Source organism: Actinoplanes subglobosus (assembly GCF_042650585.1).
Classification (GTDB): Bacteria; Actinomycetota; Actinomycetes; order Mycobacteriales; family Micromonosporaceae; genus Actinoplanes; species Actinoplanes subglobosus.
This window is the reverse complement of record NZ_JBHSBL010000028.1, coordinates 46,987-60,798: the sequence shown is the minus strand read 5'-3', so window position 1 is coordinate 60,798 and position 13,812 is coordinate 46,987. Positions and strand designations below refer to the sequence as shown.

At 68.4% G+C, this 13,812-nt stretch carries 9 protein-coding genes; 4 read left to right on the top strand and 5 right to left on the bottom strand.

What is annotated here, in order from left to right; all coding sequences use genetic code 11:
* Positions 1 to 5 precede the first annotated feature (5 nt).
* Positions 6 to 1,277, top strand: coding sequence for a DUF1501 domain-containing protein (locus tag ACFO0C_RS40770; protein ID WP_378072182.1), 1,272 nt, complete (start codon positions 6 to 8; stop codon positions 1,275 to 1,277).
* Positions 1,278 to 1,298: 21 nt separating this feature from the next.
* Here the strand turns inward: ACFO0C_RS40770 and ACFO0C_RS40765 are convergent, their stop codons facing one another.
* The 3 genes from ACFO0C_RS40765 to ACFO0C_RS40755 are packed head-to-tail and all read right to left on the bottom strand — an operon-like array spanning position 1,299 to position 6,063.
* Positions 1,299 to 4,433 carry a helicase HerA domain-containing protein gene (locus ACFO0C_RS40765; RefSeq protein WP_378072181.1) on the bottom strand — a complete coding sequence of 1,045 codons (3,135 nt, stop codon included), beginning with the start codon at positions 4,431 to 4,433 and terminating at the stop codon, positions 1,299 to 1,301.
* Positions 4,430 to 5,092 (bottom strand): hypothetical protein, encoded by a 663-nt coding sequence (locus ACFO0C_RS40760; RefSeq protein ID WP_378072180.1) that lies wholly within the window; start codon positions 5,090 to 5,092, stop codon positions 4,430 to 4,432. The genes ACFO0C_RS40765 and ACFO0C_RS40760 overlap by 4 nt, the downstream gene beginning before the upstream one ends.
* Positions 5,089 to 6,063 (bottom strand): endonuclease domain-containing protein, encoded by a 975-nt coding sequence (locus tag ACFO0C_RS40755; RefSeq protein ID WP_378072179.1) that lies wholly within the window; start codon positions 6,061 to 6,063, stop codon positions 5,089 to 5,091. Before ACFO0C_RS40755 ends, ACFO0C_RS40760 begins: the two co-directional genes overlap by 4 nt.
* Positions 6,064 to 6,403: 340 nt before the next feature.
* On the opposite strand from ACFO0C_RS40755, the gene ACFO0C_RS40750 reads away from it, so the two are divergent.
* The 3 genes from ACFO0C_RS40750 (at position 6,404) to ACFO0C_RS40740 (ending at position 10,943) form a co-directional block, all read left to right on the top strand.
* Positions 6,404 to 7,015, top strand: coding sequence for a hypothetical protein (locus tag ACFO0C_RS40750; RefSeq protein ID WP_378072178.1), 612 nt, complete (start codon positions 6,404 to 6,406; stop codon positions 7,013 to 7,015).
* Positions 7,016 to 7,107: 92 nt separating this feature from the next.
* Positions 7,108 to 8,934, top strand: coding sequence for a hypothetical protein (locus ACFO0C_RS40745; protein WP_378072177.1), 1,827 nt, complete (start codon positions 7,108 to 7,110; stop codon positions 8,932 to 8,934).
* Positions 8,928 to 10,943 (top strand): hypothetical protein, encoded by a 2,016-nt coding sequence (locus ACFO0C_RS40740; RefSeq protein ID WP_378072176.1) that lies wholly within the window; start codon positions 8,928 to 8,930, stop codon positions 10,941 to 10,943. Before ACFO0C_RS40745 ends, ACFO0C_RS40740 begins: the two co-directional genes overlap by 7 nt.
* Positions 10,944 to 11,015: 72 nt before the next feature.
* Here ACFO0C_RS40740 and mmsB read toward each other — a convergent pair whose 3' ends face one another.
* Positions 11,016 to 12,257, bottom strand: coding sequence for a multiple monosaccharide ABC transporter permease (gene mmsB / locus ACFO0C_RS40735; protein WP_378072175.1), 1,242 nt, complete (start codon positions 12,255 to 12,257; stop codon positions 11,016 to 11,018).
* A complete protein-coding gene (mmsA, locus tag ACFO0C_RS40730; protein ID WP_378072174.1) occupies positions 12,254 to 13,789 on the bottom strand; it encodes a multiple monosaccharide ABC transporter ATP-binding protein in 1,536 nt (511 codons plus the stop codon). Before mmsA ends, mmsB begins: the two co-directional genes overlap by 4 nt.
* Between the last annotated feature and the right edge of the window lie 23 nt (positions 13,790 to 13,812).

The window sequence follows — 13,812 nt, the reverse complement described above, 5'->3', positions numbered from 1 at the left end:
TCTTCATGAGCACGCTGCTCTGCTGTGACGAGAACGAGAAGCTGCAACTCACCCGCCGGGGTGTCCTGGGCCGCGGGCTGGCCGTCGGCGCCGGTGCCGCGCTGACCGGCCTGGCCGGCGAGGCGCTCAGCACCAGCCTGGCCTTCGCCGCCGGCACGTACACCGGGGACACCCTGGTCGTGGTGTCGCTGCGCGGCGGATTCGACGGGCTGTCGGCGTTCGCGCCGATCGGGGACACCGCCTACTACCAGGCACGGCCCGGGATCGCCGTACCCAAATCGAAGGTCATCGGCGGTGACGGCGGGATGTTCGGCCTGCACCCGGCCCTGGCGCCGCTGCTGCCGCAGTGGAAGGCCGGCAAGCTCGCCGCCGTGCACGCGATCGGCCAGCCGGACCCGACCCGGTCGCACTTCGCCGCCATGGAGGCGATGGAGAACGCCGCGCCCGGCACCTCGATCCGCAGCGGCTGGCTCGACCGGATGCTCGGCCTCACCGGCGCGTCCGGGCCGGTCGCCGCCGTGTCGATGGGCGACGCGATGCCGGCCCGCCTGATGGCCGGACCGTCGGCCGACGTGTCGATGAAGGCCCTGGCGGACTTCACGCTGGCCGCCGACGGCAAGCGGCCGATGGCCGCGGCGCTGCGGGCGATGTACTCCGATGCGCCCACCGTGCTCGCCGGCCCGGCCCTGGCCGCCGACCGGGCGCTGGCCGCCACGGCCGCGGTGAAGGGCGGCTACAGCCCGGCCAACGGTGCCGTCTACCCCGACTCGGACCTGGGCGGCGCGCTGCGCGACGTGGCCCGGCTGATCAAGGCGGGATCCGGGCTGGTCACCGCCGCCGTCGACTGCGGGGACTGGGACATGCACCAGGGGCTCGGCCCGGCCGTCGCGGGCGAGCGGATGTACGACAACCTGCTCGGGCTCTCCCAGGCGCTGGCCGCGTTCGTCACCGACCTGGGCGAGCAGGGCATGAAGAAGGTGACCGTGCTGACGATCAGCGAGTTCGGCCGCCGGGTGAAGGAGAACGGCTCCCGCGGGGCCGACCACGGTCACGGCAACGCCATGATGCTGCTCGGCGGCGGGATCCGCGGCGGCAAGGTGTACGGCGACTGGCCCGGCCTCGATCCGCGGGCGCTGGTCGCGGGTGACCTGGCGGCGACCACCGACTACCGGTCGGTGATCGGCGAGGTGCTGCAGAAGCGGTGCGGCCTGGGCGCCCTGGACACCGTCTTCCCCGGTGTCCGCCCGTCGTCGTTCGGCCTGGCCGCCGCCCGCTGAGCGGTAGGAGCGGGCACGGCGTCAGGCACGCGCCCGCTCCAACACCTCGTCGGCCGTCGGTGGGCTCTTCGGATGATGGCTGAGACACAAAGGCGTCCGCAGTTTCGCGAACGGCTGGCCTTCCAGCGCCACGTAGAATTCACCGGTCCGCAGCTGGGAGATGTCCGGCACGTCACCGCCCTTCGCCCTCGCCATCTCCCGTGCCGCCTCGATCTGCACGGGTGCGTTCATCAGCCCATAGCACTGAGTAGCGGCGTTCCCGGGGATCTGGTTGTGCAGGCCCTTCGGCGACTGGGTGGCGAAGACCAGTCCGAGCCCGTACTTGCGTGCCTGCGAGGCGAGCGACAACGTGCTCCGGGTGCATGCGGTCATGGCACCGGACGGTGCCAGGGTCTGCGCCTCGTCCATGACGAAGAGCCCGCCCAGCGGACGCTCCCCGGCTGGGTTCTTCTTGACCCAGGCGAAGAGCGCCATCTGCAGCTGGTTGACGAAACTCTGCCGTTGTTCCTCTGAGGGCAGACCAATCATGCTGATCACCGACACCCGGGCCCGCCGGCCCTCCCGGGGGCGCAGCAGCTCGCCGGGGTCAATCGCCTGGCCGATACCGCCGAAGAGGGGGTCGATAACCATGGCCGCGGTCAGCGCCTGGCCCAGTTCGGCCGACACCTTCGTCGCCTGTTCGCCGAAACTCGTAGCGTAGGGCGGTAGGTCGTCCAACATGCCGATGAACCCGCGGAGTGTTGTCTCCTGGTTCCGGCGGGCGTAGTGGATCAGGGCCTCCTTCAGGATCGCTCGGCCCTGCTCAGCCTTGCGGGTCCGGCCGTCGACCTTCGCCCGGGGCGCAAGCGTGGCCAGCGCCGCTTCGATGGCCATCTCGAACTCGTCCGGATCGTCACGCAGATCGTGGAACGCGGGCAGCGGCTGGAAACTGATCGGCCGGCCGGACGCACGGCGTGGTGTGAAGACCACAACGTCGGTGTTCTCGATGTAGTCACGGGCCTTCGTCTCGTCGGCCGGGGCCCATGCGGTCGGCGGCTCGGGCCAGGCATCCCCCATCCGGGCGAGGTCGTTGTTCGGGTCGAGCACGATCGAGGAGACGCCCCGCAGGGCACACTCCTCAACGATCCGGCGCAGCAGAACGGTCTTCCCGGAACCTGAACCGGCAAAGATCGCGATGTGTTTACGCAGCGCTTCGAGCTCGACCACGGCGGGGACGGCATGGTCCACTGTTTCGCCGAGCGTGAAGTGCGGGCCAGCGGGCACCTCCGGTGCGGCCACCGACCGGCCGGCCGGCGGGGCGGGCACCGGTGGCGGCTCGGGTGCTCCCTCGGCCATGCCGGTAAGTCCTTCTCGCAGGAACCCGACGGCGTGGGCCGGCTGGCGTGCCACGAGCCAGGCCACCCAGAGGTCGTCCGTCCCCTTGGCGAGGAGATCCCGAAGGGCCCATAGGGTCCGCAGATCATCCTCACTCACCGTGAGCCTCCGGCCACCGGCCGCCTCGAACGCCGCCACGGCCTCCAGATTCTTCGGAGTGGCCGGCCACGGCGTGTTCCGGAGCAGGAAGAGTTTGCGCTGAGGCACTCCGGACGCAAGGCCTGACTCGGTGCAGGACGTGCGGATGCGGTTCAGTACCGCGGTCGCGTGATGTCCGGGGGAGATCCCACGGAAACCCCAATGGGCCTCTTCCTCCGTCACCTCGTCGATGATCCGGCGCAGGCGGCCGTGCAGGGCTGGTTTGGTGCTCGGCGGTGGATCCTGCTCGAAGTGCCGACCGGCATCACCGAGTTCGGTGATCCAGGCTTCCAAGCCGGCCGCGATGAGCCCCGGCAGCCGGGTGTCCTCGGACTCCTTGGTCAGTACATCGGCCACATCGGCAGCCGCTTTGAGCTCGGCGAACTGCACATCGAGCGCCGCGAGGCCGTCCTCCGACGGGCGGGGCGGCACTACGGGACGGCGGGCTGTCCCCTCCGGTGCCGCGCGGAGCTCGGTGAGTTCGCTGACCACACCGGTCGCCACACAGTTCCCGATGTGCTCGACCACGGTCTGCAGGAGCTCACGCGGCATGAACTGCGTCGCGTCGTCGAACGCGTCCTCCCGGACCGGCCAGGTCGGGTAGGGCGGCACGAAATCCATGGCCCGATAGTGCGGCTCCAGCCGCCGGGCGACCAACGCGCGCCCCACGGCGGGGCTGGGAATCCGGCCCAGATTCTGCCTCGCGACGAAGCGGTCCTGGACCGAGGAGATCGCGTAGCGGCGGATCACCTCCCAGGTGGCATGCTGCGCCGCCATCACCGTAAGCGTGCGACGGGTGAACTCACGCAGATCCATGATCCCGTTCGCGACATGATCGAGAAGGAGTGAGTCCTGCCACTCAGTGTTGTGATCGTTGTGCATCGCCTTGGCCAGCGGTGCCAGCAGGCCGTCGATCTGATCAATCGCGATGACCGACGGGCCGGTGAGTGCGAGCAGCCAGGACAGCTCGCTGACCACTCGTTCCGGCTGGTAGCCACCGGCCGGCAGACCCCACGGAGCACGTTCTCCCGGCTCGCACTCCGCCCCGGAAAGCAGGAAATTGTTGCCGATCTCCTGGGTCATGAAGTCACCGGCGTTGAACATCGCCAGCGCACGCGCGGTCCTTCCGCATCGGATCGCGGTCGGGGAGTCGTATCGGCTGAGTGCATTGAGGAAGGCGTTGATCGCGGACTGGTCGAGCGGGGCTTCGCCCAGCAGTGCCTGACGTGCGGCGAACGGCACCCCGGTCAGGAGGGTGACCCGCCGGATGAAAACCTTCAACTGGGTCTCGTGACCGTCGACCTGCCGGGTGAGCCCGTCCAGCATCGAGGTGGCGACACTCTGCCAGAAATTGGCCCCGTCCAGGAGGCTGACGAGGAAGAAGTACCCGTCGTGGTGCTGGATCTGGGCTCGGACCCAGCCGAGCAGGTGGGTCTTGCCCGAGCCGCGCTGGCCCTGCACGACGACCCCGACCGGGCTCGCCGCCTGACTGCTACGGGCGCTGTCGATCGCGTCGAGCACTGCTGTCGCCACGTTCCCGTTGAGCGTGTCGACATGCGATTCCGGCTCCTGCCAGACATCGTCACGGGTGGGGGCGATCCTGATCCGCACGCTCGACAGAGCCTTGAGCCCGGTCTCGCTCATCGGTCCTCGATCGACAGCAGGTGCTGCTCACGATTGCCGATCAGGACGGCGGCGGCGCGGTCCTGCGGGCTCAGGGTCTTCTGATTCGTCTCCTCCTCGATCCGGACGCCGGGCAAACGTGTCATCAACCTGAGCACGCCGTCGACCTGGGCCCGATCCAGACCGTCCAGAGCGTGACGAAGGTCGGCGAGCCGGATCCAATCGCCAGGGTTCTCCGCCACGAGCCGGTAGGAGCGACGGATCAGTTTCTCGATCTCGTCGGCCGGCACCGCCGCGGACACCTTGCCGTCCGCTTCGGGTAGCCCGCCGAACAGTTGCTGCAAGGTACGCCCGGTACGGGACAGATACCCTTCCAGCCCGCTGAAGAGGGCGTAGAGAGCCTGCCCCGCCGAGCCGGCACCGGCGGGCACCGCACGGTTCTGCAGTTCCTCGCGGCACCAGCGCCAGCCACCGTCCGCCAGGGTGAAGAAATACGCGCCTCGCACACCTCGGCGAGACTCGATGAGTTTGGCCTCCTGCAATTTGGTTCGGTCTTTTCCGACGAGCTTCAGACCCGGCGCGTATTCCTTCTCGATTTGCGGGTTCGACAGTTCCTCATTACGCACCATCAAGATGAACAGCAGCATTCGCTCCGGCACGGACAGCTTGATCTCAGTCATGCAGCACTCCCTGATGGTTCTTCGGCCCGGCGACCGGCGAGGAATTCACGAATCTGTGTCAGAACCAGATCCCGATGCTCCAGGACCTGGCTGTTGGTGAATCGCAAAACGGCATATCCGGCCAGCTGCAAGAGGACGTCACGCTGCCGGTCCGCCGCGAATCGGACAGGCGCCCGGTGCTCGTCACCGTCGATCTCGACAACTAGCCGCTCAGCACGCCAGAAGAGGTCGAGACGAACCGGATTGGCGAGCGGATGAACCTGGTGGTGCTGATTCCAGGCGCGTCCGGCCGACCACTCCACCATGCCGAGGGAGGCTTCGAGGGCACGCTCGGCCTCGCTCGCCGGGTGCGGTCGGCCGGGAACAGCCGGGTAGATGATCGCTCCCGCCTCGGCCGGCCCGTCGTCTGCCGGCTCGGTCCGGGGCATCACCACGGAGACGCGCTCGACTGTGTCGGCGGTGCGCAACGGGATCCCGATGAACCAGACGCCGAATCCGCTGTCGGTGAGCCAGCGGGCTGCCGCGGTCAGGGTGTCCTCCTGCACCTCGGTCAGATCGGCGACCAGGTTGACCAGGATCACCGTGGCGGTCCGGTCGTAACTCGCGGCGATCACCCGTGCCAGGCCCCGTGCACGGGTCTCCCGGCCGAAGCGGGTGTCCGGCCGGGTCCGGCCAGGCAAGAGTGATCGCTCGGCCAGGTCGGCGAGGAAGGGTCCGAACTGTCCGGTCTCGCGGGCCTCGCGCAGGGCGATCGAGCGGACCGCCACGACTCCTGCTCCCGCGGGACTCGTGATCTGCGTGGCAGCGGGCAGCCACGCCGGGTACAGCTCCCGGGCGATCCGGTCCAGACGGGCCAGCAGGTCGGCGACCAGCGGCGCGAGTCGCTGGGTGACATCCGCGTGGTAGGCGACGACGGCGGGCGCACTTTCCGCCCGCGACTCGGCCGCCATGGCGATCTCGCTCGCACTCATGTCGAGAATGCTGATCGGCCGATCCAATGGAAGATCATTCCAGGTGCGCGTCACACCCCATCCCTCACGTCACGGGTGGCTAGATTTTGCTCGGCACGGAGGAACCGGGACAAGGGCAACAGTCGCGCCCGATACTGCCGTTCCTGCGAAAAAATCAATACCACCAAAGCTTCCGCCACTCAACATCAATCTGATATAGCACTCAACCCAGTGAGGACAATTAGGGCAATACGTTTCGGTATGGCGATCCACCCTGGACTTTCCTAGAATTCGCCTCGTGTCCACGACCGCGGGCGAAGAAAGTCCCGGCACCAGCCGCGCGCAAGATGCCATGCGAATCTTGTTGATCATTTCGGCGGCCGCCACTCCGTTACCACGGCCGCCGGAGGCTGATCCGGCCCTCGCCGAGGCCGTAGCAGTGCTGGAGAGCCAGGTCCGGCTGCAGAAACTCGACTTCTGGGTCCGCAACCCCGATTACCTGGCCGACGAGCTGATCACCGAGTTCGAGCGGACCAGCGACCCGGAGCTACTCGAACAGGCACATGACATCCTGCACTCCGACGAGCCTCACGTCCGGCGCTACCCGATGACCCGATTCCTGTTCGGCGCCTACGAACCGCTCGACGACGCCCTTGCCGTCCTGCGCAGCGCCGACCTGGTGGTCCGCCGCCGGCACGGCAGTCCTGGCCGAGTGCAGCGCCATGACTACTATCTGACCCGCACCGGCCGTGACACCGCCGACCGGGTGCTGGACCAGGCGCCGGAGTTCGAGTACTTCGTGGAGCGGACTCGGTTCGTCGCCCGGCTCTTCGACGGGCTCCGGGGCACACAGCTCAAGGATCGCCAATATCAGCAGGACGAATACCGCGACACTGTAATCGGTTCGACGATCGACAGCATCGCTACACGCGTGTACAACCGCCTGCGGCAGTACGCCGCTCCGGCCGCATGAACGCCGGTCTGGCCACCCGGATCGCGGTGCGAGCGGGCCTGCCGCTACCGGCGGTCGAGGGCCTACTCCAAGACCGCGGATTCGTCGCGGCCGTGTCTGATGCCCTCCCCCGTCCGGTCAGGCTGCACCGGCTGCGGATCTCCGGGGTCCGTACGGTCGAGCCGCTCGGTCCGTTCGACCGCGAGTTCGTGTTCGGCCCCGGCCTCACGGTGCTGGCCGCCGACAACCTGCGGGGCAAGACCAGCGTGTTCGAGCTAATCACCTGGTGCCTGCGTGGTTCGCCCCGGCCCACACTGCAGGGCGTGGTGCGGCGCTGGATCGGACGCCTCGAATGTGACGCCGTGGTCGCTGGCCGCCATCTCGGATTCCGGCTGACAGTCGAGAACGGGGAACTGGTCGACGGCCGGGTGCTGACCGCGGGTGTGCCGATCATTCAGGCATCGGACCCGGAAGCCTTCGCCGCCATGGTCGAGACGCTGATGATGGAGCTGTTGCATCTGGAACGGCTGGAGTCGCGCTCGACCCGAGCTACGTCCGGCCGTACCAGCTACGGCTGGAAGGCCTACTTCGGTGCCCTGTACCTGCCGCCCGGCGGTGATCCGGCTCTACTCGGCGACGTCGTGATGGGCGGGCTGGCCGGTCGGCTGCTCCAGGTGTTCCTCGATCTGCCTGGCGCCGCGCTGCTGACACGGGTGCGCGCGGCACGTGACCAGTTGGTCGCGGCCAGGAAGTCCGCCGACGACGACGCCGAGCGCCTGCGTACGCTCGTCGCGGCCCAGCGTGAGGCCGCAGTCGCACAACTCGCGGCCGCTCGCACCGAACTGGCGTCGCTGGATCAGGCGGCAACTCCGGTGGCACTGGCCAGTGAGGTCTCCCGGCGCAGCACCGCCGCGGTCACGGCGGAGGCCGACTTCCGGGAGGCCCGCGAACGATTCGAGTTGCTGCGTCGCCAGCGGCAGGCCGACCAACGGCTGGTGAACGATCTCCGCGAGCACGGAGCCGCCAGGCTCTTCTTCCATGGGCTGGACCCGGCGGTATGCCCACGGTGTGAGGTGCCGATCAGCCCGGACCGGCGGGCCGCCGAACGCAGCACGGCCCGGTGCGCGGTATGCACCGAACCGGCCGGGCGGAGCCGGGACGAGCAACAGCGACGGCAGGCCGCAGAGGAGGAGGCCCGATGGCGCCTGTCCACCAGCCGCGACGCCGAGAAACTCGCCCGCCGACACCTCGACGAGACCAATGCGGCCAGGATCGATTATCGGTCGGAACTCGCCGCCGCCGAACGCGCACTCGGTGCGGCGACCGACGGTGGCGCCGAGACCAGACGCCGCGCCCTCGCCGAACGGATCGCCCGTCTGGAAGGCGCGGTCGCCGCCTGGGAGTCGCTGCCGGTCTCCACTGCCGACGGCGAGCCCGACGACCTCCACCGGGTGCTCGACACCGCCGTCGAACTGCTGACCGAGGATCAGGCGAATGCCGGTGACGGCCTGTTCGGCGAGCTCGACCACGATGTTGCCGCGCTCGCCCGGACTTTCGGATTCCGCAACCTCGATCGGGTCGTACTCGACCGTGCCGGGCGAATGCAGGTCTACAAGACTGGTGGCCCGCGCGAGTGGTTCGGCACGCAATCACCCGGCGAGCGGCTGCGGTTGCGTATCGCCCTCGTGGTCGCACTGCTCCGGCTCGGGCACCGCCACGGCATCGCCACTCATCCCGGTCTGCTCCTGATCGACAGTCCCCGCTCAGAGGAGGTTCAGGACGACAACGCGGCGGCGCTCCTCTGTGCGATCGAGGAACTCTGCCAGGACACCCCGGGGCTACAGATCCTGGTGACCACGGCTGACGAGCGACTGGCTCGCGAAAACCTCCGGCAGACGACGATCATCAGCCCGGACGGTCCGGGCCTGCCCCTGTGGTGAGCCCGGGAGAACTCGACCTCCTCCTGGCGGCCGCGGACGACCGTACCCGGCTGGCGGACCTTCTCGCCGTCCTCGACGGCGACCGGCTCGTCGAGCTGGAGCGGTCCGTCGCCGGGCCTCTGGCCTTCTTGGCCTGCCGGAAGTTCGTCCACGGGGCCGACGACAACGGCGCTCTCGACTCCGATCTCGCCGAGGCGCTACTGCGCGGTGTGGCACAGCAGACAGGCATGCTGGCGTTACTCGAGAGCATCGATGAGCTTCTCGCCTCCGCTGCGTTCCGCCGCCAGTACGGAACCCGGGCACAGGCCACCTTCCTGGCCGGACACAATGCCACTCGCAATACACACCCGCTGGTCGCGGCGGCCTTCGCCGAAGGCGCCCTAAGACTGGCCCTCAACGGCACGGTTAGTCCACTTCGCATTCTGGTGGCCTTGACCTCTCCCGACGTCCGGGATCTCGCCCCGGAGTACGCCGAACGCCTCCCCCGCCTCCTCGGCGCCGCTCTCGACCAATGGGGAACGGACCGGGCGACCGGCCCGGCCCTCCGGGAAGCCCTGTCCGGACTGCTCGGAACACCTGCTACCGCAGCCGACGCGGCCTTCGAGTGCGGTCTCGACGCCCTCCGGCAGGCCGTCGCCGGAACCGACCCGCTTCCCGGACTCGCCACCGCCCGCCAGCACTTCGCCAATGCCGAGGCCGCGGAACAGGATCGACCGGACGCCGCGCTCTACGGTTGCGGTATCGATTCGGTGATGGCGTTCTTCCGCGAGGACCGAGCCGCCCTCCAGGAATCCAGTGCCGGTGTGCGGGCCGGATTGGCCCGGCGGCGGGCGGCCCGCTCCGGCAGCCACACACCGGCCTGGCGGCGGCCACGAGCCGAGGCCGAGTTCGCCTGGTCACGTCTGGTAGCCATCCTCGACCGGGCCGCTGACATGATCACCCGACCGGTGTGGATCGATGCATGGCAGTCCCTGGACGCGGTCCTCGACGCCTATCTACTGGACCGCACCGTCATGCCGGTGCCCGGTGACTCGGATGGCGACGGTTTCGCCTGCCTGGTCCGCCCGGTCGTCGAGTCCGCGCTGGTCCGTCGCCAGACCCTGCTCGCCCAGCTCCGTCTGGTCACCGAGGAACCGAACGGGCAGGCCCGTTCGGAACAACTCGCCGTCCTCCGCGACCGGATCGACCGCCTGAGCGAGAGTCCCCCGGCACCGGCGGCGCCTGTGGACATCGGTCGCTTGGTGGCAGTGGCTCCGTCGTTGCTCGCCGAACTGTCCGTGCCCGACGCCGCTCGGATCGCTGACCGGCTGGACGACGGCATGCTCCGCCTCCTGGACGGGGTCGCCTACAACAGCCGGGTCCGCCGCGCCGCACGCCGCGAGCCGGTCACCGCCCACCTACTCCAGGGCTTGACGAGCAACCTGCTGGCCTGCCCCGACTACGCCGGGGAAACACGACACGCGATCGACGATCTACTGGCCGAGACAGTCATGTTCCTCTCCGTCCGGCACGACCTCCAGCGGTCGGCCACGGTCACCTACCTGCACGCCGACGGGCCGGTCCCCGTGGAGGCCATGCTGCAGGACGACTTCGCGGACTGGCTGCGCCGCGGTCCACTGGCCGGCCGCATCGCGGTCGAGGTCCCGAACATCGCAACCGGGCGAGCGGACATCGTGGTCGGATTCGGGACGACGAGGTTCGTCGTGGAGGTCAAGCGGGAACTGCACGACGGTTCCGATGCCGCGCTGGAACGCTCTTACCTGGTGCAGGCGGCCGACTACTCAGGCACGAGTGCCACACTCGGCATCCTGCTCGTACTCGACCTCACCCCGCATCCCGACGGCGTACGGCACCTGCGGGAATGCGCCTGGGTGGCTGTGCACCGGCCCACCGGCAGCGCCTATGAACGCCATGTGGTGGTAGCTGTGGTGCCCGGTAACCGGATGACCCCAAGTGGATACTCCCGTACCGCCCACGTGACACGTGGAAGAGGACGACCGGGGGTCTGAGAAAGATATGACCAGCGCAGATAAGAGCAAGAGCCGGTGCTTCTCCCAGAAGCACCGGCCCTTGCGGCTTTGTCAGCGGGCGCCGGCCGTGCGGCGCTTCGACCAGACGTCGAAGGCCACCGCGGCGAGCAGCACCGCGCCCTTGACCAGCATGACCGTCTCGGTCTGTGCACCGAGCAGGCCCATGCCGTTGTTGATGACGCCCATGATCAGACCGCCGGTGATGGCGCCGACGACCTTGCCGACACCGCCCTGGACGGCGGCGCCGCCGATGAACGCGGCCGCGATGGCGTCCAGCTCGAAGCTGTTACCGGCGGTCGGGCCGGCCAGGTTGAGCCGGCCGGCGAAGATCAGGCCGGCCACCGCGGACAGCACGCCCATGTTGACGAACAGCCAGAACACCACCGACTTGACCTTGACGCCGGAGAGCGTCGCGGCCTGCAGGTTGCCGCCGACCGCGTAGATCTGGCGGCCGAACACGGCCCGGTTGGTGACCATGGTGTAGCCGACCACCAGGACCGCGAGCAGGACCAGCACCCACGGCAGGTTGCGGAACCGGGCGAGCTGCACGACCAGGAAGATCACCAGCAGGGCCGGGACGATGACCTTGAGCAGGAACAGCCACGTCGGGTCGACGGCCTGGCTGTAGCGGATCCGGCCGGCCCGGGTGCGGAACTGGACGATCGCCATGGCCACGACGACCAGGATGCCGACGATGATGCTGAACAGGTCGGCGCCGCCGAGCGCCTCCCCGAGACCGATGTTGCCCATCCAGCCGGGGATGAAGCCGTTGGCGATGGTGCGGATCTCCTCGGGGAACGGGCCGATGCCCTTGTTGCCCAGGATCATGTAGGTGACGGCGCGGAACAGGAGCATGCCGGCCAGCGTGACGATGAAGGCGGGGATGCCGAAGTACGCCACCCAGTAGCCCTGCCAGGCGCCGACCACCGCGCCGAAGGCCAGCGTCGCGACCACCGCGATCGGCCAGGCCAGATCCATCTCGACCATCATGACCGCGGCGAACGCGCCGGACGCGGCCACCACCGAGCCGACCGAGAGGTCGATGTGCCCGGCGATGATGATCAGCACCATGCCGATGGCGAGCACCAGGATGTACGAGTACTGCACGATGATGTTGCTGAGGTTCTGCGGGGCGAGCAGGTCGCCACCGGTCAGAGCCGTGAAGATCACGACGGTGATCGCCAGAGCGATGTAGATGCCGCTCTGTTTCAGGTCGAAGTTGACCCTGCGGGGTGCCGTGTCGCGCCCGGGCGCGCCCGCGCCCTTGCCGACCTGCGCGGGTGCGGCCGTCACGGCGCTACCTCCTGTACTTCCTTCGTCATCAGGGTCATCAGGCTCTCCTGCGTGGCCTCGGCGCGCGGAACGTCACCGGTGATCCGGCCGGCCGAGAGGGTGTAGATGCGGTCACAGATCCCGAGCAGCTCGGGCAGCTCGGACGAGATGACCAGGATGGCCTTCCCCTCGTCGGCGAGCCGGTTGATGATCGTGTAGATCTCGTACTTGGCGCCGACATCGATGCCACGGGTCGGTTCGTCCAGGATCAGCACGTCCGGGTCAGTGAAGATCCACTTGGAGAGCACGACCTTCTGCTGGTTGCCACCGGAGAGCTTGCCGACGACCGCCTCGACGGTCGGCGACTTGATGTTCATGCTGGCCCGGAACTCGTCGGCGACCTTGAACTCCTCGTTGCCGTCGACCCAGCCACCCTTGGCGAGCTTGCCGAGCGCGGCCGCGGAGACGTTGCGCTTGATGTCCTCGATCAGATTCAGGCCGTACCGCTTGCGGTCCTCGGTCGCGTAGGCGATGCCGTGGTCGATCGCCTCGCGGACGTTGCGGGCCTGGATCTCCTTGCCGTCCTTGATCAGCTTGCCGGAGATGTTGACGCCGTAGGAGCGGCCGAAGACGCTCATCGCCAGCTCGGTCCGGCCGGCGCCCATCAGGCCGGCCAGGCCGACGATCTCGCCGCGCCGCAGGGTCAGGTTGGCGTTGCGGACCAGCGCGCGGTCGGGCTGGGTGGGGCTGTAGACCGTCCAGTCGACGATCCGCAGCGACTCCTCGCCGATCTTGGGCGTGTGGTCCGGGTACCGGTGCTCCATGTCGCGGCCGACCATGCCCGAGATGATCTTCTCCTCGGTGAGGTCGGCCGTCTCGGCGGTCCAGATGGTCCGGCCGTCCCGCAGGATGGTGACCCGGTCCGAGATTCCCATGACCTCGTTGAGCTTGTGCGAGATGATCACGCAGGTGATGCCCTCGTCACGCAGGCCGCGCAGCAGGTTCAGCAGGTGTGCCGAGTCCTCGTCGTTGAGCGCGGCGGTCGGCTCGTCGAGGATCAGCAGCCGGACCTCCTTGGAGAGGGCCTTGGCGATCTCCACCAGCTGCTGCTTGCCGACGCCGAGGTCGATGACCGGCGTGACAGCGCTCTCCGCGAGGCCCACCCGGCGCAGCAGCTGGTCCGCCGCCGCGTTGGTCCGGTTCCAGTTGATCCAGCCGTTCTTGGCCTGCTCGTTGCCGAGAAAGATGTTCTCGGCGATGGAAAGGTTCGACGCGAGCGCCAGCTCCTGGTGGATGATGACGATGCCGCGATGCTCACTGTCACGAATGCCCGAGAAGTGGCACAGCTCGCCGTCGTACTGGATGTCACCCTCGTAGGTGCCGTGCGGGTAGACGCCCGAGAGCACCTTCATCAGGGTCGACTTGCCGGCCCCGTTCTCGCCGCAGATGGAGTGGATCTCGCCTCTGCGTACCTCGAGATTGACGTCCTGCAGCGCCTTGACGCCCGGGAACGTCTTGGTGATGCCGCTCATCCGCAGGATCGTGTCGGTCATGGAGTCTTGCCTCCTTTGTCCAT